The sequence below is a fragment of the Bacillus nakamurai genome, from assembly GCF_001584325.1.
Classification (GTDB): domain Bacteria; phylum Bacillota; class Bacilli; order Bacillales; family Bacillaceae; genus Bacillus; species Bacillus nakamurai.
In genome coordinates, this window is sequence record NZ_LSAZ01000007.1 from 21980 (window position 1) to 47598 (window position 25619).

General features: G+C 47.8%; 25 protein-coding genes and 1 pseudogene. 7 read left to right on the plus strand and 19 right to left on the minus strand.

The features are described 5' to 3' along the window. Nucleotides 1-111: 111 nt before the first annotated feature. Nucleotides 112-1017, plus strand: a complete 906-nt coding sequence (locus tag AXI59_RS04100) for a YegS/Rv2252/BmrU family lipid kinase (protein WP_061527494.1) — start codon at nt 112-114, stop codon at nt 1015-1017. Between the two features lie 39 nt (nt 1018-1056). Here AXI59_RS04100 and AXI59_RS04105 read toward each other — a convergent pair whose 3' ends face one another. The 8 genes from AXI59_RS04105 to AXI59_RS04140 all read right to left on the minus strand — a co-directional run bounded on the left by AXI59_RS04105 (nt 1057) and on the right by AXI59_RS04140 (nt 11082). Then, the gene (locus tag AXI59_RS04105) at nt 1057-2313 is read right to left on the minus strand and encodes a dihydrolipoamide acetyltransferase family protein (protein WP_061527495.1); all 1257 of its coding nucleotides are present in this window, start codon (nt 2311-2313) and stop codon (nt 1057-1059) included. A 21-nt stretch (nt 2314-2334) separates the two neighbouring features. Continuing rightward, nucleotides 2335-3318, minus strand: coding sequence for a 3-methyl-2-oxobutanoate dehydrogenase subunit beta (bfmBAB, locus tag AXI59_RS04110; RefSeq protein ID WP_061520831.1), 984 nt, complete (start codon nt 3316-3318; stop codon nt 2335-2337). Between the two features lie 12 nt (nt 3319-3330). Then, on the minus strand, nt 3331-4323 hold the full coding sequence (locus tag AXI59_RS04115) for a thiamine pyrophosphate-dependent dehydrogenase E1 component subunit alpha (RefSeq protein WP_061520830.1): 993 nt from the start codon (nt 4321-4323) through the stop codon (nt 3331-3333). Between the two features lie 21 nt (nt 4324-4344). Further along, complete coding sequence (gene lpdA, locus AXI59_RS04120) at nt 4345-5766, minus strand: dihydrolipoyl dehydrogenase (protein WP_061527496.1); 1422 nt, start codon at nt 5764-5766, stop codon at nt 4345-4347. Further along, entirely contained in the window at nt 5756-6865 is a 1110-nt protein-coding gene (gene buk / locus AXI59_RS04125; RefSeq protein WP_061527497.1) for a butyrate kinase, read from the minus strand. The genes lpdA and buk overlap by 11 nt, the downstream gene beginning before the upstream one ends. 22 nt (nt 6866-6887) lie before the next feature. After that, a complete protein-coding gene (bcd, locus tag AXI59_RS04130) occupies nt 6888-7982 on the minus strand; it encodes a branched-chain amino acid dehydrogenase (protein WP_061520827.1) in 1095 nt (364 codons plus the stop codon). A gap of 11 nt (nt 7983-7993) precedes the next feature. Continuing rightward, nucleotides 7994-8887, minus strand: coding sequence for a phosphate butyryltransferase (gene yqiS / locus AXI59_RS04135; protein ID WP_061520826.1), 894 nt, complete (start codon nt 8885-8887; stop codon nt 7994-7996). Nucleotides 8888-9012: 125 nt separating this feature from the next. Continuing rightward, a complete protein-coding gene (locus tag AXI59_RS04140) occupies nt 9013-11082 on the minus strand; it encodes a sigma 54-interacting transcriptional regulator (RefSeq protein ID WP_061520825.1) in 2070 nt (689 codons plus the stop codon). A gap of 154 nt (nt 11083-11236) precedes the next feature. Between AXI59_RS04140 and AXI59_RS04145 the strand changes: the two genes are divergently transcribed. Further along, nucleotides 11237-11473: a DUF2627 domain-containing protein gene (locus tag AXI59_RS04145; RefSeq protein WP_061527498.1), complete on the plus strand. Its 237-nt coding sequence runs from the start codon at nt 11237-11239 to the stop codon at nt 11471-11473. A gap of 32 nt (nt 11474-11505) precedes the next feature. Here AXI59_RS04145 and prpB read toward each other — a convergent pair whose 3' ends face one another. The 10 genes and pseudogenes from prpB to ytaF form a co-directional block, all read right to left on the minus strand. Continuing rightward, the gene (gene prpB, locus AXI59_RS04150; protein WP_061527499.1) at nt 11506-12411 is read right to left on the minus strand and encodes a methylisocitrate lyase; all 906 of its coding nucleotides are present in this window, start codon (nt 12409-12411) and stop codon (nt 11506-11508) included. A gap of 18 nt (nt 12412-12429) precedes the next feature. Continuing rightward, on the minus strand, nt 12430-13857 hold the full coding sequence (locus AXI59_RS04155; RefSeq protein ID WP_061527500.1) for a bifunctional 2-methylcitrate dehydratase/aconitate hydratase: 1428 nt from the start codon (nt 13855-13857) through the stop codon (nt 12430-12432). 30 nt (nt 13858-13887) lie between these two features. Further along, entirely contained in the window at nt 13888-14985 is a 1098-nt protein-coding gene (gene mmgD / locus AXI59_RS04160) for a citrate synthase (protein ID WP_061527501.1), read from the minus strand. Nucleotides 14986-15006: 21 nt separating this feature from the next. Beyond that, nucleotides 15007-16140: an acyl-CoA dehydrogenase gene (locus AXI59_RS04165; RefSeq protein WP_061522010.1), complete on the minus strand. Its 1134-nt coding sequence runs from the start codon at nt 16138-16140 to the stop codon at nt 15007-15009. Between the two features lie 36 nt (nt 16141-16176). Then, nucleotides 16177-17028, minus strand: coding sequence for a 3-hydroxybutyryl-CoA dehydrogenase (locus AXI59_RS04170; protein WP_061527502.1), 852 nt, complete (start codon nt 17026-17028; stop codon nt 16177-16179). A gap of 23 nt (nt 17029-17051) precedes the next feature. After that, complete coding sequence (locus AXI59_RS04175; protein WP_061522008.1) at nt 17052-18233, minus strand: acetyl-CoA C-acetyltransferase; 1182 nt, start codon at nt 18231-18233, stop codon at nt 17052-17054. Between the two features lie 127 nt (nt 18234-18360). Next, nucleotides 18361-19098 carry a glycerophosphodiester phosphodiesterase gene (locus tag AXI59_RS04180; protein WP_061522007.1) on the minus strand — a complete coding sequence of 246 codons (738 nt, stop codon included), beginning with the start codon at nt 19096-19098 and terminating at the stop codon, nt 18361-18363. A gap of 85 nt (nt 19099-19183) precedes the next feature. Further along, a pseudogene (locus AXI59_RS04185) lies at nt 19184-19812 on the minus strand (N-acetylmuramoyl-L-alanine amidase family protein). Between the two features lie 19 nt (nt 19813-19831). After that, nucleotides 19832-20125, minus strand: coding sequence for a hypothetical protein (locus tag AXI59_RS04190; RefSeq protein WP_061522023.1), 294 nt, complete (start codon nt 20123-20125; stop codon nt 19832-19834). A 326-nt stretch (nt 20126-20451) separates the two neighbouring features. Beyond that, nucleotides 20452-21087, minus strand: coding sequence for a sporulation membrane protein YtaF (ytaF, locus tag AXI59_RS04195; protein WP_061522006.1), 636 nt, complete (start codon nt 21085-21087; stop codon nt 20452-20454). Nucleotides 21088-21234: 147 nt separating this feature from the next. On the opposite strand from ytaF, the gene AXI59_RS04200 reads away from it, so the two are divergent. The 5 genes from AXI59_RS04200 (at nt 21235) to AXI59_RS04215 (ending at nt 24210) form a co-directional block, all read left to right on the plus strand. Beyond that, the gene (locus AXI59_RS04200) at nt 21235-21867 is read left to right on the plus strand and encodes a helix-turn-helix domain-containing protein (RefSeq protein ID WP_061527503.1); all 633 of its coding nucleotides are present in this window, start codon (nt 21235-21237) and stop codon (nt 21865-21867) included. Nucleotides 21868-22163: 296 nt separating this feature from the next. Next, complete coding sequence (locus AXI59_RS19950) at nt 22164-22301, plus strand: hypothetical protein (RefSeq protein ID WP_167348358.1); 138 nt, start codon at nt 22164-22166, stop codon at nt 22299-22301. 91 nt (nt 22302-22392) lie between these two features. After that, nucleotides 22393-23511, plus strand: a complete 1119-nt coding sequence (locus AXI59_RS04205; RefSeq protein ID WP_061527555.1) for an NADH-dependent flavin oxidoreductase — start codon at nt 22393-22395, stop codon at nt 23509-23511. Between the two features lie 133 nt (nt 23512-23644). Beyond that, the gene (locus AXI59_RS04210; protein WP_061522021.1) at nt 23645-23857 is read left to right on the plus strand and encodes a spore germination protein; all 213 of its coding nucleotides are present in this window, start codon (nt 23645-23647) and stop codon (nt 23855-23857) included. Between the two features lie 140 nt (nt 23858-23997). Then, the gene (locus AXI59_RS04215; protein ID WP_061522004.1) at nt 23998-24210 is read left to right on the plus strand and encodes a spore germination protein; all 213 of its coding nucleotides are present in this window, start codon (nt 23998-24000) and stop codon (nt 24208-24210) included. A 475-nt stretch (nt 24211-24685) separates the two neighbouring features. Here the strand turns inward: AXI59_RS04215 and spo0A are convergent, their stop codons facing one another. Beyond that, nucleotides 24686-25486, minus strand: coding sequence for a sporulation transcription factor Spo0A (gene spo0A, locus AXI59_RS04220; RefSeq protein ID WP_061522003.1), 801 nt, complete (start codon nt 25484-25486; stop codon nt 24686-24688). Nucleotides 25487-25619: the final 133 nt, after the last annotated feature.

Sequence of the window (25619 nt, forward strand, 5' to 3'; positions counted from 1 at the left end):
CCGCTTCATTCGCCATTGTTTTTCTCACTTTTATGCTTCGAATGAAAGTTTATGACCATTCAAAAACGGGAAACTTGTTAAAGAGATTGACTGAGATAAAGGAGCAGTTGTATGAGCCAACGGAAAGCTGTATTAATTTATAACGGAAACGCCGGTCAAAAACAGATTGAAAAAACACTCGGCACGGTCGTTCCCATCTTAGCCCAATCAGCTGATGAGCTTTTGATTAAACCGACAAAACATCCGGATGACGCCCGGCAGTTTTGTGAAAATCTTGACAGCTCAGTTGATGATTTATTTATTCTGGGCGGCGACGGAACGGTTCACCAATGCATCAACAGCATCAGCAAGCTTGATCACAGGCCGTCTGTCGGCATTTTGCCGGGAGGAACATGTAACGATTTCTCAAGAGCGCTCGGCATCCCCCAAAATCTTCAAAAGGCCGCTGAAGCGCTCGTGTCCGGTAAAAGAAGGAACATTGATGTCTGTCAAACGGATGATGGCTTTTTCTTAAATTTTTGGGGTATCGGGCTGATCACTGAAGCCTCCAGCCATATTAATGAAACAGAAAAAGCGCTTTTCGGAAAAATCAGCTACTTGACAAGCGCCTTGCGGACGATGACAAACGCGAGCACTTTTTCTGTCAGGCTGACGATAGATGGAAAAGTGAAAGAGGACGAGGCCGTCATGCTGCTTGTGATGAACGGGCATTATATCGGCACAAACCGTGTTCCCCTGCCTGATGCAAACCTTCAGGACGGATTGGCTGATGTCTTAATCTGCCGCAATACAAGCCTTGCCGCTTTACGGGAGCTGATGACGATGGAGCAGGGCTCATTTGATGATTTTTCAGGGGAGCTGTCCTATATTCAAGCCTCACGGATTGAAATCGAAACCGAGCAGGTGATGAATGCGGATACGGACGGTGAGGTGTACGGAAAATCACCTTGCACGATCGAGGTACTGAAACAGCACATATGCATGCTTGTTCCAGAAGAAAATACAGAATTGAAATAAAGAAATCTCCTTTTGCCGCTGGGACAAAAGGAGATTTTTTTAGTATATTGATGTTTTTTCATCGATATTTTCTAAAATCTGTTTCACACGTCCGAGGAAGCGGCCGCAAACGAGTCCGTCGAGCACTCTGTGGTCTAAGGACAGGCAAAGATTAACCATATCGCGTACAGCAATCATCCCGTTATTCATGACAACCGGACGCTTGACGATTGATTCCACCTGAAGAATCGCGGCCTGCGGATGATTGATGATGCCCATTGACTGAACGGAGCCGAATGATCCCGTATTGTTGACGGTAAATGTGCCGCCCTGCATATCTTCGGCCGTGAGTTTTCCGTCTCTCACTTTTTTCGCGAGATCTGTTATCTCTCTGGCAATGCCTTTAATTGTTTTCTCATCAGCCCGCTTAATGACCGGGACAAACAGAGAATCTTCTGTAGCGACGGCAATGGAGATGTTGATCTCTTTCTTTTGAATGATTTTATCTCCGGCCCACATGCTGTTCATCTGCGGGAACTCTTTCAAAGCCTGCGCGGCCGCTTTTACAAAGAAAGCGAAGAACGTTAAATTGAAACCCTCTGTTCGTTTAAATGTATCCTTTATGCTGTTTCGGTATTGTGTCATGTTTGTGACATCGACTTCCATCATTGTCCACGCATGCGGAATTTCTGTTTTGCTTTTGTGCATATTGGATGCGATGGCTTTTCTGACGCCTGTAACCGGGATTTCAATATCTCCGGCTGCCGGCACCGGAGATTGCACTTGCTTTTGTACTTGTTTCGGTTCTTTCGGCTGCTGAACAGAGGCTGCCGGCGCTTCTGTTTTTTGCGGCATTCCCGAATCAATGATCCGCTGAATGTCTTTCCTTGTGATTCTTCCGCCAGCTCCCGTTCCTTCAACTTGTTCAAGCTGAATGCCGTGTTCTCCGGCTAATCTGAGGACTGCCGGCGAATAACGCGCTTTATTTGATGTTCCTCCGCCTGAAGACTCCGGCGCGGCTGCAGCAGTTTTCTGCTCAGCTCCGCCCTGTTTCGGCGCCGCTGCCGTTTGTGCTTCTTCTGTTTCAATTTTGCAGATAACCTCTCCGACCGCAAGAGTTTGGCCTTCTTCTCCTACAAGCTCGGTAATCGTGCCGGAAAAAGAGGATGGCACCTCTGCATTTACTTTATCTGTCATGACCTCCGCGATCGGGTCATATTTATTCACCTGATCACCGGGGGAAACCAGCCATTTGCTGATCGTCCCCTCCGTTACGCTCTCTCCAAGCTGCGGCATCGCCATTTGTTCGATCGCCATGTCAAAAACCTCCTTACGTCTTTAAAACTCCGCTAATTCTCTCATTGCGGCTTCTGCTTTATCCGGATTCATCATGAAGTATTTTTCCATCGTCGGCGCATAAGGCATTGCCGGAACATCAGGACCTGCGAGCCGCTTGATCGGCGCGTCTAAATCAAATAGGCAGTTTTCAGAAATAATGGCGGCGACTTCACTCATAATGCTGCCTTCTTTTGTATCCTCTGTGATTAAGAGCACTTTTCCGGTTTTAGACGCCGCTTCGATGATGGCCTCTTTGTCTAACGGATAAACCGTACGCAAGTCTAATACGTGCACAGAAATTCCGTCTTTTTCAAGCCGTTCGGCCGCCTGTAAAGCAAAATGGACGCATAATCCGTACGTAATGACGGTAATATCGCTGCCTTCGCGTTTGACATCGGCTTTTCCGATCGGCAGAACGTAATCCTCGGCCGGAACTTCTCCTTTAATCAGACGGTATGCCCGCTTATGCTCGAAAAACAGCACCGGATCGTCATCGCGAACCGCAGCCTTTAAAAGCCCTTTTGCGTCATAAGGAGTTGAAGGCATGACAATTTTAAGTCCCGGCTGATTGGCGAAAATAGCCTCAACTGACTGAGAATGATATAATGCGCCGTGAACGCCTCCGCCGTATGGCGCTCTGATCACCATCGGGCAGCTCCAATCATTGTTTGAGCGGTAGCGGATTTTCGCTGCTTCCGAAATGATTTGGTTGACCGCAGGAAGAATGAAATCTGCGAACTGCATCTCTGCAATCGGGCGCATACCGTACATCGCCGCGCCGATCCCGACACCCGCGATGGCTGACTCTGCAAGCGGCGTATCCATGACCCGCTCTTCTCCGAACTGATCATAAAGGCCCGCAGTCGCTTTAAATACGCCGCCTTTTCTCCCGACGTCTTCTCCGAGCACAAAAACCCGTGAATCTCTTTCCATTTCTTCTTTCATTGCTGCATTAATACTGTCGATATAAGACATTACAGACATTCGTATTCCTCCCTACTTCGCATAAACGTGATCAAGCGTTGATTCAGGAGATGCGTATGGCGCTTTCTCCGCTTCGTCTGTCGCTTCGTTTACGATAGCCATGATCTCATCCAGCATGGTCTTTTCTTCTTCTTCGCTGAGAAGCCCGGCTTCTTGCAAATATGCTTTGTATATGAGAAGCGGATCATGTTTTTTAGCTTCTTCTACTTCTTCACGTTCTCTGTAACTGCTGTCGTCGTCATCACTGGAATGCGGCGTCAGACGGTAGGAGATCGTTTCCACTAATGTCGGCCCTTCGCCTTTAGACGCGCGTTCGCGCGCTTCTTTCACAGCCTTATACACTTCAAGCAGGTCATTTCCGTCAACGGTTACTCCCGGCATGCCGTAGCCCGCTGCCCGGTCAGAAATATTCTCGCAGGCAACCTGTTTATCATACGGAACCGAAATCGCATATTTATTGTTTTCGCACATAAAAATCACCGGCAATTTATGTACGGCGGCAAAGTTCGCCCCTTCGTGAAAATCTCCCTGGTTGGAAGAGCCTTCCCCGAACGTAACAAATGCGGCAATATCCTTTTTGTCCATGCGTCCTGCAAGCGCAATGCCGACTGCATGAGGCACTTGAGTCGTAACAGGCGATGAACCCGTAACGATTCTGTTTTTCTTTTGCCCGAAGTGGCCCGGCATCTGTCTGCCGCCTGAATTTGGATCAGCCGCTTTGGCAAATCCGGACATCATTAAATCCTTGGCAGTCATGCCGAATGCAAGCACGACTCCCATATCTCTGTAGTACGGGAGCACGTAGTCAGTGTCACGGTTCAGCGCATAGGCCGCCCCTACTTGAGCTGCTTCCTGCCCCTGGCATGAAACGACGAACGGGATTTTCCCCGAACGGTTTAACAGCCACATTCTTTCATCGATTTTTCTGGCTAGCAGCATGGTTCTATACATATCAACGGCTTCTTCATCTGAAAGCCCTAATGCTTGATGGCGGTTTGTAGTCATTCAAACCCCTCCTTCTTCCTTTTAAAAATGAATCGCGTTTCCGTCGGCGCTTAACGCCGCTTCTCCAATCGCCTCTGAAAGAGACGGGTGCGGGTGAATGGACTGCCCGATTTCCCACGGTGTAGCATCCAGCACCTTGGCGAGCCCGGCTTCTGAGATCATATCGGTTACATGCGGACCGATCATATGTACACCGAGAATATCGTCTGTGTTTCGGTCTGCGACGATTTTGACAAAGCCGTCGCTTTCTCCGTATACAAGAGCTTTACCGATCGCCATAAACGGAAACTTGCCGATTTTGAGGTCATGCCCTTTCGCAGCTGCTTCCTCTTCTGTCAGACCGACACTCGCTGCTTCCGGATTTGAATAAATACATTTCGGCACGAGCGCAGCATCCAGAGGAGCAGGATTGAGACCTGCCATATGTTCAATGGCGATGATGCCTTCACGGGAGGCGACGTGGGCAAGCTGGAGGCCGCCGATGACGTCCCCAATCGCATAAATGTGCGATTCCTTTGTTTGACCCGCTTCATTAACCATAATGGCGCCGTTTTCAACCGCAATATCGGTGTTTTCAAGGCCGATTCCTTCTATGTTCGGCTGACGGCCGATGGAGACGAGCATTTTTTCAGCATGATAGGAAGCGGTTTTTCCGTCCTTTTCCGCCTCGATTTTGACGCCGTCCGTTTTTTCCAATGTATCCGGCAGCACTTTCGCTCCAGTTACAATGTTAATTCCTTTTTTCGTCAAAAGATTTTTCATTTCGTTGGAAATATCCCGGTCTTCTGTCGGCAATATCCGGTCTGCATATTCAATGACAGTGACATCCACGCCGAAGTCATGCAGCATGGACGCCCATTCAATGCCGATTACACCGCCGCCTACGATGATCATGGATTGAGGCAGCTGCTCCAGCTGCAGCGCTTCGTCTGACGTCAAAATATATTTTCCGTCGGCTTCTAAACCGGGCAGCATTTTCGGCCTTGAACCGGTGGCGATGATCAATTGCTTCGGTATCAGCATGTCGTTTTCTTCCCCGTTGGAGTACTCTACAGAAACCGTACCCGGAAGCGGCGAAAAGATAGAAGGGCCGAGCATACGCCCATATCCATTGTATACATCGATTTTCCCCTTCTTCATAAGGTGGGCGACACCGCCTGCCAATTTATCAACGATCTCCTGTTTACGTTTTTGCACACTGTCAAAACGAAGGGAGACACCTTCCGTTTCAATGCCGAATTGCGCGGCTTCCTTTGCGGTTCGATACACCTCTGCACTTCTTAACAGCGCTTTACTCGGAATACAGCCTTTATGAAGGCAAGTTCCGCCGAGCTTTTCTTTTTCCACTACGGCTGTTTTTAAGCCGAGCTGGGCCGCTCTGATGGCAGCAACATAACCGCCCGTGCCGCCGCCCAGAATGACCGCATCATACTCAGTCGCCATTTGTTTTCACTCCTTCACTGATCTGATATTGTTTTGACTTCTCCTCGCCGAGCAGAACTCTGAGTGCTCCTTGCGCCAGCGATTGCAGTTCATTTTCTCCCGGATAAACGAATACATCCGAAATCCAATCTATGTACGATCTGATGGCGGAAACGAAACTTTTTCCGTAAGCCAATCCGCCCGTCAGGACGATAATGTCAACTTTTCCTTTTAATACGGCGCTTGCCGCCCCGATTTCTTTGGCTACTTGATAAGCCATGGCATCATATATGAGCCGGGCATGTTCATCTCCGGCTTGAATAAGATGTTCCACTTTCACCGCATCCGTTGTGCCGAGATAGCCGGAGAGCCCGCCTGTACCGACAAGCTTCTTCATTATGTCCGCTTTTGTATACTTGCCGGAAAAACACATTTCAACCAAATCCCCGGCCGGGACGGTTCCCGCTCTTTCCGGGCTGAACGGGCCTTCTCCGTGAAGCCCGTTATTGACATCCGCAACCCGTCCGCAGTCATGGACACCGACTGTGATGCCGCCCCCCATATGGGTGACAATCATCTTCATTTGTTCGTACCGCTTGCCGAGAGACGCCGCCGCTTGACGGGCGACAGCCTTTTGGTTTAACGCATGGAAGATGCTTTTCCGCTTAATTTCAGGCATCCCTGACACTTTGGCGAGCGGCGACATTTCATCCACTACGACAGGGTCGACAATATAGGCGGGAATATTTAATCCATCAGCTATTTCCCTGGCAATAATGCCGCCGAGGTTTGAGGCATGCTGGCCGTTATATCCGGTTTTCAAATCGGAGATCATGGCATCGTTGACCTCATAGGTGCCCCCTTCAATCGGCCGGAGCAGGCCGCCTCTTGCACAAACGGCATCAAACTTTGAAATGTTGATGCCCTGTTCGTTCAGAGACTCCAATATGCTTAATTTACGAAATTCATATTGATCAATAATGCTGTTATATTTCTTCAGCTCTTCTTCGGGGTGCCGCAGCGTCTTTTCAAAAATACAGCGTTCATGATGAAAGACACCTATTTTCGTTGATGTTGAGCCTGGATTAAGAATGAGAATGCGTTTTTCCTGTTCGAACATTTTCACACCTCCAGATCAAGTCCTATCGTCTGCTTAATACACTTTGACCGTTTTGAAGAAACTGGCTTCTTGAGCGGCGCATGCGTTCAATTCGTTCTTCGGCTAAGCGGTCAGCCGCTAAGTAAGTCGGAATGCCGTCACGTGCGGATATATCGAGCACCCGTTCAATATTTCCATAGATGCCTTCGACCTTTTTCAATGCCCGCTCTGCATTATAGCCGTAAAGCTCATCGGCTACATTTATCACGCCGCCTGCATTAATAACATAATCCGGCGCGTAAACGATACCCATTTCATGAATCATGTCGCCGTGGCGCGCTTCTTTCAGCTGGTTATTGGCCGCTCCCGCAATGACTTTTGCCTTCAGCTGTGTAATCGTACTGTCATTAATGACGGCGCCGAGAGCACAAGGGGCATAGATATCGCACTGCTGCGAGTAGATTTCATCAGGATCAACCGCACGGGCGCCGAAGTCTTGAACGGCGCGTTCGACTGACTGCTTATTGATGTCTGTAACGATTAGGGAAGCACCCTCTTCGTGAAGATGGCGGCAAAGATTATACGCCACATTTCCCACGCCCTGCACAGCAATTGTTTTTCCTTCTAAAGAATCAGTTCCAAACGCCGCCTTAGCAGCAGCTTTCATCCCTCTGTACACGCCGTAAGCGGTGACGGGAGAAGGGTTTCCTGATGAGCCGAATGCCGGTGAAATTCCAGTTACATAGTCGGTTTCATCATGAATAATATCCATATCTTCAACGGTGGTGCCGACGTCTTCTGCTGTAATGTATCTTCCGTTTAAGCCTTGAATATACCGGCCGAACGCACGGAACATTTCTTCATTTTTATCTTTTCGCGGGTCGCCGATAATGACGGTTTTCCCGCCGCCTAAATTTAAACCGGCAGCGGCATTTTTGTATGTCATGCCTTTGGCAAGTCTCAGCGCATCTTCAATCGCAGCTTCTTCATTTTCATATGTCCACATTCTTGTTCCGCCGAGCGCCGGGCCCAGCGTCGTATCGTGAATCGCGATGATCGCTTTTAAACCTGACTGCTCATCTTGGCAGAATACCAGCTGTTCGTAATCGTATTGCTCCATATATTTAAAAATTTCCATGTTCGTTCCTCCTACTGTTCTTGTGATGCGCAAATGGCAAGCGCAATGGAATACAGTTTATTTTCTGCGGTATCCGCTCTGCTCGTTAATGCAATCGGAGCCTTCGCACCCGTGATAACGCCCGCGACGTTCGCCTTGGCAAAATAAATCATTGACTTATAAAGCATATTGCCCGCTTCAATTGATGGGACGAGCAAAATGTCTGCCTGGCCCGCTACGCTTCCGGAAATATTTTTTTGCGCTGCCGCTGCCGCTGAGACGGCATTATCCAAGGCAAGCGGTCCATCTGCAACACAGCCTGTAATCTGTCCTCTATTGCACATCTGGACGATCGCTGCCGCATTCAGCGTTGCCTCCATTTTCGGATTAACGGTTTCAATGGCGGCAAGTACTGCCGCTTTTGGCATATGATTTCCTACTGAATGTGCAACATGAACGGCATTTTGCAGAATATGCCGCAATTCTTCAAGAGACGGGGCAATGTTCAGCGCTGAATCGGTGACATATATCAGTCTGTCATAGTCCGGCACCTCAAAAACCGCTACATGGGATAACACCCGTTTCGAACGGAGCCCTTCCTGACGGTTTAAAACCGATTTTAAAAGGGTCGAGCTCGGCAGATTCCCTTTCATCAGGACATCCGCTTCTTTTTCACGCACTGCGCGGACTGCTTTTGCCGCAGATTCTTCAGGTGAATCAGCATGTATGATTTCGGCATTAAACTTCGGCTCGTTTGCCAGAAGTTCTTTCAGCTTTTCGCTGTCACCCGTCAGTAAAAATCGTGCGGACAGATGCTCTGCCGCCATTTTGACGGCTTGAATCACTTCTTTATCTGCTGCATGGGCCACTGCAACCGCTTTCACTTTTTTTGCCGCAGCTTTTTCAATTAGGTCTTTCAGCTTCATTTTGTACCACCTTCCTTGTGCGAATCCGTTCTTTCTAGATGCAAGTTCTGTGCCATATGTGCAAGAGGCGTTTTTCGGCCTTCTCTTTTAAAAAAGCATGCAGCGGCTTGCGCTGTCCCTGCAATTTATTGCATGCCGTCATTTGCAAGACCGTACTTGTCCATTTTGTAGTACAGATTTCGAATGCTGACGCCCAGCGCCTTTGCTGTTTTTGTACGATTGTATTTATGCCTTTCAAGCGTTTTTTGAATTAAATGGGCTTCAAATTTTTCAACGGCCTTAGACAGCTTTTCTCCTTCCACATCAGGAAAATCACTTTGGCCGTCATTCTTTTCTTTTTGTTCCGTTTCAAAAACAGGTAAATGCTGCTGTTCAATCCGCTCCATATGCGGCTCCAGAAATATCATGGCCCGTCCGAGCACATTTTCCAGCTCACGAACGTTTCCCGGCCAGCGGTAGGCTGATAAGGCACGCAAAGCATCGGGGGCTACCCCCTTCACATTACGGCCATAATCCTGATTAATTTTTTCAATAAGCCGGACGCTTAATGCTTCGATATCTTCTTTTCGCTGCCGAAGCGGCGGAATGGAGATCGGATAGCGGTTGATGCGGTAATACAGATCTTCACGAAATGTTCCGTCCGCCATCGCCTTTTCAATATTGACGTTTGTCGCTGCAATGATTCTGACATTTACAGAAATCGCTTTTGTGCCGCCGACTCTGATAATTTCTTTTTCCTGAAGCACCCTGAGCAGCTTCGCCTGCGTATTTTGTGTCAGCTCTCCTATCTCGTCTAAGAAAATGCTGCCGTTATTCGCTTCCTCAAAAAGCCCTTTTTTGCCTCCGCGCCTAGCACCCGTGAAAGCTCCTTCTTCGTAACCGAACAGCTCGGATTCAAGCAGGGATTCAGACAGCGCCGCACAATTAACGCGAATGAATTTATTGTATTTTCGGTCGCTTTCATTATGTATAGCGTGGGCAAACAGTTCTTTTCCGGTGCCGGATTCCCCCCGCAATAAAATCGTTGCCGGCGTTTTCGCGCCAAGCTTCGCCTGTTCAAGCGCGACCAGCATCTGTTCACTCGTGCCGATAATATCGTCGAACGTATATTTTGCTTCCAGCGTCCGGATGATCTGCCGCGCCCGATTCAGCTCGGCAGTCAGTGTTTTAATCTCTGACACGTCATGAATGACCCCGACACTGCCTTTTAAAATGCCATCCACAATAACAGGGGCAACATTGACGATGACGTCTTTTTTATTAGGGCCGACCTTCATTCTCACACCCCGGACGGGCCGCCTTGTCCCTAATACCTTTAAGTGCATGCTTTCCCCTTCGGAAATATCCGTGCCGGCGGGTTTGCCGATCACTTCACTTTCAGAAAGCCCGGTCATTTTCGTATATGCTTTATTAATTAACAGGCCTATGCCGTTTTCATCCACAACTGAGATGGCCTCGTCTGACGATTGAATAATCGCTTCCAGCATCGTACGGATTTCTTTTAAGTTTGTCACCTCTTCTGCAAGCTCGACTGCGTCTGTAATGTCTTTAAAAACGCATAACGCGCCGAGAAGCTTTCCGCCTACATCAATGATCGGCAGCCTTGTAGTGACAATCTGCAAGTGCTTTCCGAGAAGCTGCTTTTGATTGTATTCCGGCTCTCTCGTCTTTAAAATCCGCGGCAGCTTCGTATTCGCTACCACCTCTTTTATCGGGCGGCCGATGACGTCTTCCCGTTTTTGCCCGACCATTTTTTCCGCCATGTGATTAAATAAAATGATCGTTTCGTTGACGTCTATAAAAATCATTGCGTCATGTGTTGAATTAAAAATCCGGTCGTGCTTATAGGTTTGCGACTTCAGCATTTGAATGAGCTGCTGTTTTTCTTCCATCAGCTGAAACACCATGTACGCCAATTTTCCCGGCATGACAGTGGTTTGTTCATATTTTTCGCGCAGCAGCTCATCCATGACCGCTTTGTCGCCCGTTGTATGAATGATGATATCAATTTCCTTGGTTATGTAGGGTTTCCAATCTGATGAGGTTGCAATACCATATTTCTTGGCTTCTTTCAGCCCTTGCGCCTCCGAATCTTGATCAACAACTGCAATAATTTGAATCAGCTTTGTTTTCATCAAAATCTGTAAGAGCGCTGTGCCTCCTTTACCAGCACCTATAATCAGCACCTTCTGCATCCCGATACCCCTTTGTATGAAATAATTTGCATACCAGTATTTTCCGTTGCAATAATTTGCACAACCCTTATGTTACCACGTTTTCTTCTCTTGACAAAATATTTTTTCAATTGGACAATAAAGGAAATATAAATGATAAAGGGGTTTTCTGAATATGAGCCGGCTTGCTGCGCTTTTGATTTTAGTTATTCCCGGCGCTGTTTCCGCGCTTGGCATTAAGCTGATGAGAGATGCTTTATTCGGACATACATTTGCTCCGTTTCCCTCACTTTTTCTTCAAGGTTCAGCCGGATTGGTATTTTTTCTTTTCGGCCTGTATATTTTGGCCGGATTTATTTTGTACAGAGACCGGAAACGCAATCAAGTAAGCCCCCGATTCAGAAAAAAATAGCTTTTAAAAAAGCCCTTGAAAAGAAGGGCTTTTTACTCGTCTGGCAAGATTGTTTTGGCAATGGCATCGTCCAAAGCTTCATAGTCATGGTAAGCGATTGTTTCATATAATTCTTTTCGCGTCTGCATCTGTGACAGCCCCTCTTTTTGAGAACCCTCTTCCTTTATGAGACGAAATATCCGTTCAAAGGCCTTGGCCGCGGTTCTGAGTGACGTGACCGGATAAATGACCATCTGACAGCCCATATCGGCAAATTCTTCTGCGCTGTAATACGGTGTTTTTCCGAATTCAGTCATATTTGCGAGGATCGGGGCGCCGAGCTGTTTGGCAAACTCTCTGAATTCGCTTTCTGATTGGAGCGCTTCAGGGAAGATGGCGTCTGCACCCGCTTTTATATAAGCGGCGGCTCTTTTTAAAGCCCCCTCTATTCCTTCCTGCTGTCTGGCGTCTGTCCTTGCAACAATGGCAAGCGTCGGCGCAGCCTGCTTGACCGCTTGAATTTTTTGCGCCATTTCTTCTATCGGGACGAGCTGTTTCCCGTTTAAATGCCCGCATTTTTTCGGCAGGCGCTGGTCCTCCATTTGCACAGCAGCCACACGCGCTTCGTACATTTCCCTCGCTGTGCGGGCGGCATTTAAAATCCCGCCGAAGCCTGTGTCGATATCCACAAGGACGGGCAGGTCGGACGAGCGGACTAAATCTTTTGCCCGCTCAGCCATTTCCGCCGATGTGACGATGCCTAAATCAGGCAGTCCTCTGCTGGCGGTGTACGCTGCTCCTGATAAATACAGCGCAGAAAATCCCGTTTTTTTGGCGATAAGAGCGGCCATCGCATCATGAGCGCCCGGTATCTGCAAAAGCTCCGGCGCTGTCATCAGAGTGCGGAACCGTTCTGCAAGCTCCTCTTGTGATGACTGCCTGCTGACGATCCACGTCATGTTCGTGATCCTCCTTTTTTATACGCAGAATAAATCCATAAATTCATTGACGGCCATCTGCTGAAGCCGGTCATGGTGTTTACAGGCTTCTTCTATCTTATCCTGCTGCTTTGATGAGAAATGAGTGCTGATATTAGCGGAAAACTTTGCGAGAATTTTCGGAACGGCTTCCTCCCGGCGGAATCGGTGCCCGAGCGGATATTCACATTCTATCCGTTCCGTGCTTGTGCCGTCTTTGAAATGTACTTGTACGGCATTTGATATGGATCGCTTCTCCGGCTTTAAGTAATCCTCCGAGTACGCTTTATGTTCAGTCACCTCCATTTTGCCGCGCAATATATCAATTCGCGGATCTGACGCTGTTTCCTGTTCATAATGATCAGCTGTAATATCCCCGAAAATTAAACCGACCGCGGTAATATACTGCAAGCAATGATCACGGTCTGCCGGATTATTGAGCAGTCCTATTTTGTCAATGATCCGGATAGCTGATTCGTGTGTCTGAATCGTAATCCGATCGATGTCCTCTATCCGTTCTTTCACTTCCGGATGGAGCAGAACCGCGCATTCCGCCGCTGTTTGGGCATGGAATTCCGCAGGATAAGAAACTTTAAATAAGACATTCTCCATGACATAGGATTGAAGCGGGCGGGCAAGCTTTATTTCCTGCCTGTTAAATAAAACATCTTGAAATCCCCAGCCCGGGGCGGTCAGAGCTGTCGGATACCCCATCTCTCCTTTTAATGCCATAAGCGCCAAATAAACACCCCTGCTCGTTGCGTCACCGGCCGCCCATGATTTGCGCGAGCCGGTGTTCGGCGCATGCCGGTATGTTCGAAGACTTGAATTGTCAAGCCATGCATGAGATACGGCGTTGCTGATTTCCTCTTTTGTACCGCCTAACAGTTTTGCGCAAACAGCGGTTGTTGCCACTTTAACAAACAATACGTGATCAAGCCCGACTCTGTTCAGGCTGTTTTCAAGGGCGAGCACGCCTTGAATTTCGTGCGCTCTTATCATCGCATCCAGGACATCGCGCACTGTAAGCGGCTCTTTCCCGTCAGCAAGACGCACTCTTGATATATAATCAGCCGCAGCCAAAATTCCTCCGAGATTGTCAGACGGATGTCCCCATTCAGCTGCAAGCCACGTGTCATTATAATCAAGCCAGCGATTGATACAGCCGATATTAAAAGCCGCTAAGACAGGATCTAAGACAAAAGGCGTGCCGGGGACTCTGCTTCCGTTCGGAACGGCGGTGCCGGGGACAATCGGGCCGAGCAGCTTTGTGCATTCCGGATAGCTGAGCGCCAGGATGCCGCATCCTAACGTATCGATCAGTACATGTCCGGCCGTAGTGAAAGCTTCTGAACTGTCAATCTCTTGATGGAGCACGTAATCTGTGATTTCTTCTATCACCGTATCCATTCGGCGGGTTGCTGTCATCTTTCATCTTCCTTTCTCTTGTATATCTGTTTAAAGGCGCGCTCCGGTATAGCGGACACGCGGGCGGAAAAGCCGGTTGTTATCGTGCTGCTCCATAACGTGAGCGCATAAACCGACGGTCCTTGCGCTGAAGAAAATAGGCGTATACAGCGGAATCGGAATGCCGAGCATGTAATAGACGGGTGCTGCGTAGTAATCTAGGTTCGGATAAAGGCCTTTTTCGTCCAGCATGACCTTTTCACCGGCTTCACACATGTCATAAAGGCGGTCATCGCCGGAAAGATCGCACAGCTTTTTCAGCGCTTCTTTCATCATAAGCGCTCTCGGGTCCATTTTTTTCATGTAGACACGGTGGCCGAATCCCATAATTTTTTCTTTCTTTGCCAGCTTTTGAGTTAACAATTGCTCGAATCCGCCTCTATCCTTCGCTTCCTGAAGCATATACATGACTGCCTCGTTCGCTCCGCCGTGAAGATTTCCTTTCAGCGACGCGACAGCTCCGGTTAAAGCGCCGTATATATCTGACTGTGTGGATGCAATGACGCGGGCGGCAAACGTTGAGTTCGGCAATTCATGCTCACTGTATAAGATGAGGGAACGGTCAAAAATATCCTCTTCAAGTGATGAAGGTGTTTTTCCTGTAATCATGTATAGAAAATTTGCGCTGTATGATAACGACTCGACCGGCGCCAGAGGTTCCAGGCCGTTTATAACGCGATAACTGTTTACCGTTAAGTTCGGCATTTTCCCCAATAGCTCACAGACGCGGCGCTGATTTTCAGAAGGCGAACGGTCGTCAAGGTTTTTGTCAAAGCCTCCAAGGGCAGAAAGTCCCGTTCTCAATCCGTCCATCGGGTGAGTATCTCGGGGCAGCAGGCGGCAGATCTGCAAGATTTCCTCAGGGATTCGCCCGCCGCGCTTAATGTTATCTTCAAGTGCCGCTTTTTCTTCTGAATTCGGCAGCCGGCCCGCCAGCAAGAGGTGAACAATATCCATGTAGCTGTTCGTTTTAGAAAGTTCAATCAGATCATGGCCTTTGATTAAAATGTTTCCTTTTTGTGTATCAAGAAAAGAAATCCCCGTTTCCACTGCGACGACGCCTTCTAAACCGGGAGAATATGATTCCATGATTTCGCTCCTTTTCTGTTTTTATTGAAGAAGATACTTTGAAATAATCAATCTTTGAATTTCATTTGTACCTTCATAGATTTGTGTCACTTTCGCATCCCGAAATAAACGTTCTGCCGGATAGTCTTTCATATAGCCGTATCCGCCGTGAATCTGAACGGCCTCCGTCGCTGCTTTCATCGCTGCATCAGACGCAAATTGCTTGGCCATGGACGCTTCTTTTCCGCATGGAAGCCCCCGCTGATACAGATCTGCCGCATGATAGACTAACAGTTTCGCCGCTTCGGCATTCACAGCCATTTCCGAAAGCTTAAATGAGACGGCCTGATTGGAAGCGATGGGCCGGCCGAACTGCGTCCGGTTTTTCGCATATTCAACAGAACAGCCGAGAGCCGCTTCTATAATGCCGAGCGCCTGAGCCGCGATGCCGATCCGTCCGACGTCAAGGTTTTTCATGGCAATTGAAAAACCCTCTCCTTCTTCACCCAGCCTGTTTTCAACGGGAATTTCCGCGTGTTCAAATCGCAATTCAACCGTGTTGGAACCCAAAAGCCCCAGCTTTTTTTCTTTTTTTCCGATGTGAAAGCCTGGTGTGTTTTTTTCAACGATAAATGCAGATATGCCCTTTCTTCCTTTTTCCGGATCTGTCAAGGCAAACGTGAGATACAGATCTGCCGCACCGCCGTTTGTGATAAACACTTTTGAGCCGTTAAGGATATATGAGCCGCCTTTTCGCACCGCCGTTGTTTTGAGGCTGCCCGCATCAGATCCGGATTGCGGCTCAGTGAGTGCAAACGCGCCTACATATTCCCCTGCTGCCAGCTTGGGGATATATGTTTGTTTTTGGGCCTCTGTCCCGAAATGCAAAATCGGGTTTGTCCCTACTGATGTGTGAACCGATAAAATAACGCCGACTGCCGCGCTGATTTTTGAGATTTCGTGTATCGCCATGATATAAGACACTGTGTCAGCGCCAGCTCCGCCATAAGCTTCTGGAACAGGGATGCCCATCAGGCCCGCCGCGCCCATTTTTTTGATCAGCCGGCTTGGAAATTCATCTGTTTGTTCCATGATCTCGACCATCGGCGCGACTTCTTTACGGGCAAAATCCCGAACCATTTTTCTCATCATAATGTGCTCTTCTGTCAAATGCACGGCTGCCGCCCCCCGCATATTTTTGCCATAGTTACCTTACCTTTCGTACTCATAAAAACCGCGGCCGCTTTTTTTGCCGAGCCAGCCGGCGCTTACATATTTTCTGAGCAGCGGACATGGGCGGTATTTCGAATCTCCAAACCCCGTGTGCAGGACCTCCATAATGGAAAGGCATGTGTCCAAGCCGATTAAGTCAGCTAACGTTAAAGGCCCCATCGGATGACGCATGCCGAGCTTCATCACCTCATCAATCGCTTCTTTTGACGCTACTCCTTCATAAAGGCAAAAAACTGCTTCATTTATCATCGGCATTAATACACGATTGGACACAAAGCCCGGAAAGTCATTGACTTCCACCGGTGTTTTCTTCATCTCAAAGGCAAGCTTCTTCACCGTTTCTGTCGTTTCATCAGATGTTGCGAGCCCTCTGATCACTTCAACAAGTTCCATGACCGGAACCGGGTTCATAAAGTGCATGCCGATCACTTTCTCCGGCCTTCGGGTGACAGACGCAAGCTCTGTAATCGGAAGAGAAGAAGTATTGCTGGCCAAAATGGCATGAGGCTGGCAGATACGATCAAGTTTTTGAAGCAATTCGGCTTTGGCTTTTTTGTTTTCGGCAATGGCTTCAATGACAAAATCGGCTGCTTCCGCTTCATCCAGATCGGCCGGAGAAATGCGGCTGAAAATGGTGTCTGTCTCAAGATGTGACTTGCGCCCTTTCGCCTTATCTCTCTCCAGGTTTTTTTGTATGTATTGAAGGCCTTTTGTCACTGCAGCCGGCTCCCAATCATATAAAATGACGTCAAAACCTGCTTCTGCGGCAGTCTGGGCAATGCCTGCCCCCATCTGTCCCGCGCCTGCGACCATTATCTTATTCATCTTCATTTGTTTCTCCCTTCGTTTGATATTCAGTACACCTCAAGCAGCACTGCGTCTCCTTGGGCGGCTCCGCTGCATATGGCCGCCACGCCTAAGCCGCCCCCGCGCCGCTTCAATTCGTATATGAGAGTCATGATGATTCTGGCGCCGCTTGCTCCGATAGGATGGCCGAAAGCAATCGCGCCGCCGTTTACATTTACCTTATCGAGGCTGAAACCGGCTATTTTTTCACTTACCAGTACGACGGACGCAAACGCTTCATTCACTTCGAACAAATCAATGTCCTTAATGGAATAGCCCGTTTTTTTCAGCAACTGGATGATGGCCTCCCCCGGCGCGCTTGCAAGCTCAGAAGCCTCCAATCCGACAGAGGCGAAACCGAGAATCGAAGCAAGCGGTTTGACATTGCGCTGTGCGGCTTTTTCTTCTGACATCAGCACAAAGGCCCCCGCACCGTCGTTTACACCCGGAGCATTGCCGGCTGTGACCGTTCCGTCTTTTGTAAAAATAGGAGAAAGCTTTGCAAGCTGTTCAAGGCTTGTATCAGGGCGCGGCCCCTCATCAGCTGCTGCCGTGTGCTCTTTGCCTTTTTTGCCGGTCCATGTGACGGGGACAATTTCTTCTGCCAATTTGCCTGCTTCAGCCGCTGCCGCTGCCCGCTTCTGGCTCAGAAGGGCGTAATTGTCCTGTTCGTTTCGGGAAATGCCGTACTTTTTGGCCGCATGGCTCCCGTGAACGGCCATATGAACGTTTTCAAATGCACATGTCAATCCGTCATGCACCATTAAATCCTGAAGTACACCGTCTCCCATCCGAGCGCCCCAGCGGCCTGCCGGCACAGCGTACGGAATGCTGCTCATACTCTCCATTCCGCCGGCGATAAGCACGTCCGCATCATGCGCCCGAATCATCTGGTCACAGAGCGTGACGGCCCTGAGCCCCGATGCGCATACCTTATTAATCGTATCAGCCGGAACGGACCAAGGAAGTCCCGCGAACCTGGCAGCCTGCCGCGCCGGAATCTGGCCCGCGCCGGCCTGAACGACCATTCCCATGACGGCTCCTTCTGCTTCTCCGGTACTGACTCCGGCGCGCTTCATTGCTTCTTTTACGGCAATACCGCCAAGCTCGGCCGCTTTTACCTCTTTTAATGCCCCTCCAAATTTTCCAAACGGCGTTCTAGCCGCACTTACGATTACCGTTTTCCCCACAATTTTGCCTCACTTTCATCAAGATAAAGATAACGCTTACACAAAACGCCCTGTTTGATTATATGATGCCTCTGATGATGTTATGATTTTTGCCCATTAAAAAAAGAAGACTGTTTAAACAGCCTTCTTATTTGCCGCATTCTTCCCTTACAGAAACAGCCTGCTCGGGATAATCTGTAAAAAACGCATCGGCTCCCGCCTTTATCAGCCATTTCATATCTTCGGGGCGATTGACGGTAAATGGACGCAGCGCCACCTGATTCTTCGCCAAATGTTTCACGGCTTCCGCACTGACAGCAGGCGTGCCAAGCTTCGGATGATAACCCGAGGCCGGAATCGCTGCCGCGTACCGTTCAGGCTGATGAATCACATCCATTGTCAGCACCGCTCTTTCAATATCGGGTGCAAGTGTATGACAAAGCGCCATGCTCTCATGATTAAACGAAGAAAAAATGATGCGTTTTTCCAGTCCGTAAAACCTGACCTTCTTTATGACTTCTTCTTCCATTCCTTCGTAACGGAATATGCTGTTTTTCAGCTCAATATTGATCAGAAAATCAGCCTTTTCCGCCAAGCGCAGTACATCTGACAGAAGCGGCACTCTGACGCCTTTAAAGGAATCTTTCCATTTGCCGGCGGCACTGGCGGTTCTGATTTTCTCATACGCCGTATCTTTCACAAAGCCTTTCAGCGTCGTGGTTCGGTCAAGTGCTTCATCGTGAATGACCACGATGCGGCCGTCTTTTGTCATTTGTACGTCAAGCTCGATTCCGTCCGCGCCCGCCTCAATTGCTTTTGTAAAAGCAAGCATTGTATTTTCGGGATAGTGTCCCGACGCCCCCCGATGGGCAAAGATATTTGTCATATGTCACCTCAGGTGTTTGTCATCGGTTTTCTATATTATAATCGTTTATGCAAGAAGGGAGGGCGCCATTTACACACTTTTTACATTACTGATTTTCATAATAGGCTTTGATGCCGTTTACGACAGCATCGGCCGCTTGTTCTTGGCCGCTGTTGTTTTTCAGCTTGTCCGCATCTGAAGGATTTTTGTGATAAAACCTAATTCAGCGAGCACACTCGGCATTTTTGAATATGTAATAACATAAAATGGCGCTTCTTTTACGCCTCTGTCTTTCATATCTAAGGACGAGACAAGCTGATGCTGAATTTCTGAAGCGAGCCTTTCACTGTTTGCTCCTTCATATGCCGAATTAAAATATGTTTCAGTTCCCGCCGCTGATGTTACGCCTGAATTCGTGTGCAGACTGACGAACAAATCAGATTGGCTGGCGCTTGCTTTAGCCACTCTCTCCTCCAGGCTTAAAAAGGTATCGTCAGTTCTTGAAGCCGCCGTTTTTGCGCCTTCTGCACTCAGTTTAGCTATGACTCGATTTGAAACAGCTGCATTCACGTTTTTCTCCAATAATCCGCTGCCCGAAGCTCCGCTGTCCCCGCCGCCATGCCCAGCGTCAATGTAGATGGTTTTTCCTTGTATCGGTTCGGCTGCATAGACTGACGGTGCCAGCAGCATCAAAGCCGCACCGAATGCGGCAGCGCTTTTCGTTAGTAACCCCACGTTTTTTTCCTCCCCTTTGTCACTTGTTGTTTTCTCTTTTCATTTCCTCAAGACGTAATCGTCCGCTGCTCTCTTTTTTATAGGTGATTTGTACCGCCGTATGTTCAGGCAGAGACTGACATTCAAATCGCTTAGCCGGAGGCACCTTTACCTTTTGCCGTTGGCCGTCAATTTCCACCGCGATTGTATCTTGATCGGTTGTTTTGATATAGATCCCTTCCTGTGTAAATGACGGTGCTGAATCCGCCTCCGCGGTGTAATCGCAGCCTGATAACAGCCATGCGGTGAAGATCAGCAGAATGACAGACTTCACTAGACCACCTCTTTCTTGTTCGGCTTTATCTTTGAACAGAATGGCCGTTTTGTAAAGGGCGCCCCCTTTCACCCAGCGGTTTTCCATATTTCAGAAAAGGGCTGCAAGACCCGCTGATTACCTGAAGTTAGAAAGAAAGCAAGCTGATCAGTCTATGAAAATGGCTCTATCGGAAGGCTGCATATGCAAAATTTAACGGAAACGGACGACTTTCTATTCATTTTGAAAAAAATCGCTTCTCAGCAAAAAGAGGGCGCATCCAAGCGCCCCCCTTTTAGAAACCGTTCATATTTATTTCGCGTTTTTCATAGAATGAACGGGACAACTTAAAAGAGCAGTGTATTAATGGCAATGATGAGAATAATCGCTCCGCTGAGCACCGTGCTGAACTGCCCGACATGAAAGGACCCGATCCGCAATGACGCAGCTTTTTTCCCCAACATACAGCCGATCCATATGGTAAGGAAGCTTCCGACAGCAGCGGTGATGGAAATAGCGGCAGGAGACAGTCCGATTAATCCGGCGCTTAATCCATTCGTGAGTGCATTTGCTGATACGGCTACGCCGAGAACCATAGATTCCAGCATGCCGATTTCTCCTGAGCCATCGGCATCAGCAGCCTCCGGGTTTTTCAACAGACCGGAAAAACGGCTTTCTTTTTTTGATGAAACATCAACACACGCTGTCACTTGTTTTTTTCTCGGAACGGCCAGCAGGATGATGCGGATGCCGATGACGGATAAAATAAAGGCTGCCAGCAATACGGGAAGAAAGCCTGGTAAAATAGCCGAAATCCATTTCCCAAAATAAATGCCGATATAGCTGAATAAAAAACAGATAAAAGCGATCATCATATTTGCTGCATGTGATATTTTAATTTTTCTGATACCATAAGACATCCCCACACCTAAATTGTCGATGCTTGATGATACTGCCAATCCCAAAATCAATAACCAAGCCATATATTCCCTCTCCATTCTTTGATGTCTTTTCAACACGTCATGCTGTTGAATCTACACTATCCTATTCAGCTGCACAGAAAAGGTACCCGGTATTCATCAATTTATTGATCATTTATCATCATATCGGCGGAAACGAGGTGACACCCATTGACAGAGAAAAGAAACAAAGACCTTGGCCCCCTTTTAAAATCATTGCTTGAAGAGCACTCGCTCTCCATGAGAAAGCTCGGCACACTGACAAACATTGACACGGCGACCATCTCCCGCATAATTAACGGCAAGCAAAATGCCAACTTAAAGCACCTTCAAGAATTCTCGAAACATCTGCATATTCCGCTCGAAGAATTACTTGAAGCGTCCGGCATAGATGTCGGCAATGACAAAGAAACGCCATCCCAAGACCCGCTGACCGCGATTCAGGATATGCTGAATATGGCCGAAATGTTTGATAAGCCTTTTACGCAAGAACAAATTGAGCGTGAACTGACCAGATATGAGCAATATGCCAAAACCCAGCAGGGCCATCGCCTCATTTGTGAAGAGTTCCAAAAGAAAATGGATAATGAAGGAAGTGTCGGTCCGATTATTGATCATTTAAAAGAGATGCACCTTCAATATATGGATGAATCGACCCCGCCCGAAGACCGCGCCATCCTCGGAAGCGCTTTGCTATATTTTATTTTGGCGACGGATGTGATCCCCGATTATATGTTTCCGATCGGCTATTTGGATGACGCAATCGCCGTTCAAATCGCTTTACACCGTCTGAAAAAGACGTGACGGCGCTTTTTGAGAAAAGCGCTTTTTGTGTTGAAAAATATGAAACACGGTATTACAGTTTTGTCAAAACAGAGACAGCTGTCATATGATACATCAACCTAAGAAAAAGGAGGGTGTCTTCTATGGACAGCAACACAGTTATCGCAGTGTGCGCTCTGTTAAGTGTTGTGATTCAGATCGGAACGATATTCGCCGCGGGAAAGTGTAACAAAGAATGACGAATTCGATTTGACGGGATTTTTTCGGAGGCGTATGCTTATAAATAACCTTGTAAAGATAAGAAAGAAGATATGAATATGAAAAAAATTATCCTCCTTTTCGCTGCTGCTGTTATATTCAGCTCGATCGGCCATCAGATTTCAGGCGGTTATAAGGCCCCTGAAAAAGAGCGAAGAAAACCGCTCCATACGCTTAAATGGCTGAGCCGGTCGTAAAATGGAAGAAGCATAAGCAAATTAATTGCACACAATTCAAACATGGGCTAGTATACTGTCGAGTCAAACTCCTAAGGAAGAAGGCGAAATGATGAAGCAAAAATACAAACCGCTGTTTGAACCGTTTACGTTTCAAAGCGGCGTCACCATACCAAACAGGATCACGGTTGCACCGATGACCCACTATTCATCCAATGAAGACGGAACGATATCTGACCGGGAAATCAGCTACATTATCCCGCGGTCAAAAGAGATGGGCATGGTCATTACAGCATGCGCAAACGTAACACCGGACGGCAAAGCGTTTCCGGGTCAGCCTGCCATCCATGATGATTCCCACATTCCAGGCTTGCGCAGACTCGCCGAGACCATTCAATCACAAGGAGCGAAGGCCATTGTTCAAATCCATCACGGCGGATTGGAATGCCCTCCTGAGCTCGTGCCGGACGAAGACGTCGTCAGCCCGAGCGGTGCAGAAGAAAACGGCAGTCAAACGGCCCGGGCCCTTACTGAACAAGAGGTTGAACATATCGTAAAAGCGTTCGGCGACGCAACGCGAAGAGCGATTGAAGCAGGTTTTGACGGCGTAGAAATTCACGGGGCAAACGGCTACTTAATTCAGCAATTTTATTCCCCGAAAACAAATCAGCGCACAGACCGCTGGGGCGGAAGCGCTGAGAAACGATTAGCTTTCCCGCTTGCCGTCGTTGACGCAGCCAAAAAAGCGATCGCCGAACACGCAAAGGCTCCGTTTGTGCTCGGTTACCGCCTGTCACCCGAAGAACCGGAAACACCGGGTCTTACAATGACCGAAACGTTCACGCTAGTTGATGCGCTAGCAGAAAAAAACTTGGATTACTTGCATATTTCACTGATGGACGTCCATTCCAAAGCACGCCGCGGGGCAGATGTTACACGGACCCGAATGGATTTGCTGAACGAACGTGTCGGTCAAAAAGTGCCGCTGATTGCAGTCGGTTCCATCTATACTGCAGACGAAGCGCTGGCCGTGATAGAAAGCGGAATTCCATTAGTGGCTTTGGGACGCGTCATCTTAATTGATCCTGAATGGGCGGTGAAAATTAAGGAAAGCCGTGAACAGGATATTGAAAAAGTCATCAAAGCTTCTGATAAAGAAAAATACCGCCTCCCTGATCCGTTATGGGAAATGATTAAAAACACACGCGGCTGGGTGCCGTTTGAGGAGTAACCTATATGAGAAGAAACTGCCGGGGCTTCCGGCAGTTTTTTTCACCCATAAAATTTTTGCCGCTTTGTTTAATCTCATTCAAAATAACAGCATACATATAGTTAGTAGATTCATAGAAAGGAGACCGTATATGATGGCTGGTTTTCCTATTAATATTAACAGCGTATCCGGGAACGGAGTTGTCAATGTCGGCGGCGCATTTTCGATAAGTCCGTTAACCGTATCAAAAAGCGTCTTCGGGTCCGGGGGTTCTAATACGGGAATTGTGATCGAAAATAACTTTTTCAGCGCAACAAATTCAGTAAGCTCCCAATTTTCAGATCAAAATGTGGTAAAAACGATATAACGAGGTGACAACCTCCATCCGGCTGCAGGAAAGCCGGTCTTTTTTTTGTTTTCTCAAAATTTTTGCCGCTCCGTTTAATCCAATTTACAAAAAAAGCGTACATATAGTTAGTAGATTGCAGGGAAAGGAGACAAAATAGCATGATCGGTTTCCCTATTAATATTAACAACGTATCAGGAAACGGAGTTGTCAATGTCGGCGGCGCGTTTACCATCAGCCCTTTAACCGCTTCAAAAACAGTGTTCGGTTCCGGAGGTTTAAATACCGGAATTGTCATCGAAAACAACTTTGTAAGCCAGGCCAAAATGATCGATCACCAATTTTCAGATCAGAATGTTGTGAAATCGTTTTAGTGACGGCAGCGAAAAGAAAGAAGGCCGAGCAGGGATAAGGCGCTCCCTGCTCCCAGCTTACGCCTTTAAGCCCGTATGCATTTAGACGGAGACAAAGTCGTAGGTGTTCGTCTGACATTCGTTATCACTCCGCTTTTCACACATTTCTGAACCTAACCCACCAAATTTATGCTAAGCTTTAAAAAGGAACCTTCACTGGATAATACCCGCGCCTTTTTCAAACCGCAAAATTCAGCATAAACTTATTCGTTCCTCGTTTTATAGATGCGTATGTACTTCGAAACATGGGCAAAAAAATAACCGTCCAATAAATGGACGGCACAATGATTTGCGCTGCGATCTTTTTAGTAATACGTATTCCGTAAGAACAAGCATAAATTCATCGCTATTATGACGAAAAATTCATCGGAACTGCAATAAATTAATTATCGGAATGGACGGTTATTCAACGCGAGAAACACCGTCAAATCAACGTTCAGCTCGCTTTATGTTCCAATCTCAGCTTATCTGCAACCATCGCTATGAACTCTGAATTGGTTGGTTTTGCCTTTGTCATGCTTACGGTATATCCGAACAGTGAAGAAATAGAGTCGATATTTCCCCTGCTCCACGCGACTTCAATGGCGTGGCGGATTGCTCGTTCTACACGGCTTGCGGTCGTGTTGAATTTTTTGGCGATGTCGGGATAAAGGACTTTTGTGATGCTTCCGAGGAGCTCGATGTCGTTATAAACCATGGAAATGGCTTCACGCAAATAAAGATAGCCTTTGATATGGGCAGGCACACCGATCTCATGGATAATGCTTGTGATACTGGCATCGAGATTTTTCCGTTTCGGTTCCGGCTGGCTGCGGATGATACTGCTTTGCGCTGACGGCGCACGGTGTGTCACGCTGCTGGCATTTCCGCTTACTTGGCGGATATGCCCGACAAGGTTTTCCATATCAAACGGCTTAAGGATAAAATAGGATGCGCCTAAATCGACGGCTTTTTTCGTAACGTCTTCCTGCCCGAACGCAGTCAGCATGATAACGTTCGGCTGCTTGGCAAGCTCTGATCCCCGAAGGCGTTCCAATACCGCGAGACCGTCAAGATGCGGCATGATAATGTCTAAGACGAGCACGTCGGGATCTTTGTCTTTAAACAAAGAAAGACATTCCTGTCCGTTATAAGCAACGCCGATAACTTCCATATCATCCTGTCCTTCTATATATTCACTCAACAGGCTTACAAGCTCTCGATTATCGTCAGCAACACAAACTTTAATTTTCTCCACGTTTCTTCCTCCCCCAATGTATTAACAGGACACAACCTTTTATGACTGCTACATGTTACATTCGACAAAACCACTACTTCCCCTTTTAAAAAATCCATATTTACCAATAATAGTGGTATATCTTTGTTTTTCT

What these genes read in the sequence shown, in the direction of transcription:
- AXI59_RS04100 (WP_061527494.1), top strand. Translation starts at nt 112, where the DNA reads ATGAGCCAACGGAAAGCTGTATTAATTTATAACGGAAACGCCGGTCAA.
- AXI59_RS04105 (WP_061527495.1), bottom strand. Translation starts at nt 2,313, where the DNA reads ATGGCGATCGAACAAATGGCGATGCCGCAGCTTGGAGAGAGCGTAACG.
- bfmBAB (WP_061520831.1), bottom strand. Translation starts at nt 3,318, where the DNA reads ATGTCTGTAATGTCTTATATCGACAGTATTAATGCAGCAATGAAAGAA.
- AXI59_RS04115 (WP_061520830.1), bottom strand. Translation starts at nt 4,323, where the DNA reads ATGACTACAAACCGCCATCAAGCATTAGGGCTTTCAGATGAAGAAGCC.
- lpdA (WP_061527496.1), bottom strand. Translation starts at nt 5,766, where the DNA reads ATGGCGACTGAGTATGATGCGGTCATTCTGGGCGGCGGCACGGGCGGT.
- buk (WP_061527497.1), bottom strand. Translation starts at nt 6,865, where the DNA reads ATGTTCGAACAGGAAAAACGCATTCTCATTCTTAATCCAGGCTCAACA.
- bcd (WP_061520827.1), bottom strand. Translation starts at nt 7,982, where the DNA reads ATGGAAATTTTTAAATATATGGAGCAATACGATTACGAACAGCTGGTA.
- yqiS (WP_061520826.1), bottom strand. Translation starts at nt 8,887, where the DNA reads ATGAAGCTGAAAGACCTAATTGAAAAAGCTGCGGCAAAAAAAGTGAAA.
- AXI59_RS04140 (WP_061520825.1), bottom strand. Translation starts at nt 11,082, where the DNA reads ATGCAGAAGGTGCTGATTATAGGTGCTGGTAAAGGAGGCACAGCGCTC.
- AXI59_RS04145 (WP_061527498.1), top strand. Translation starts at nt 11,237, where the DNA reads ATGAGCCGGCTTGCTGCGCTTTTGATTTTAGTTATTCCCGGCGCTGTT.
- prpB (WP_061527499.1), bottom strand. Translation starts at nt 12,411, where the DNA reads ATGACGTGGATCGTCAGCAGGCAGTCATCACAAGAGGAGCTTGCAGAA.
- AXI59_RS04155 (WP_061527500.1), bottom strand. Translation starts at nt 13,857, where the DNA reads ATGACAGCAACCCGCCGAATGGATACGGTGATAGAAGAAATCACAGAT.
- mmgD (WP_061527501.1), bottom strand. Translation starts at nt 14,985, where the DNA reads ATGGAATCATATTCTCCCGGTTTAGAAGGCGTCGTCGCAGTGGAAACG.
- AXI59_RS04170 (WP_061527502.1), bottom strand. Translation starts at nt 17,028, where the DNA reads ATGAAGATGAATAAGATAATGGTCGCAGGCGCGGGACAGATGGGGGCA.
- AXI59_RS04180 (WP_061522007.1), bottom strand. Translation starts at nt 19,098, where the DNA reads ATGACAAATATCTTTGCCCATCGGGGGGCGTCGGGACACTATCCCGAA.
- ytaF (WP_061522006.1), bottom strand. Translation starts at nt 21,087, where the DNA reads ATGGCTTGGTTATTGATTTTGGGATTGGCAGTATCATCAAGCATCGAC.
- AXI59_RS19950 (WP_167348358.1), top strand. Translation starts at nt 22,164, where the DNA reads ATGAAAAAAATTATCCTCCTTTTCGCTGCTGCTGTTATATTCAGCTCG.
- AXI59_RS04205 (WP_061527555.1), top strand. Translation starts at nt 22,393, where the DNA reads ATGAAGCAAAAATACAAACCGCTGTTTGAACCGTTTACGTTTCAAAGC.
- AXI59_RS04210 (WP_061522021.1), top strand. Translation starts at nt 23,645, where the DNA reads ATGGCTGGTTTTCCTATTAATATTAACAGCGTATCCGGGAACGGAGTT.
- AXI59_RS04215 (WP_061522004.1), top strand. Translation starts at nt 23,998, where the DNA reads ATGATCGGTTTCCCTATTAATATTAACAACGTATCAGGAAACGGAGTT.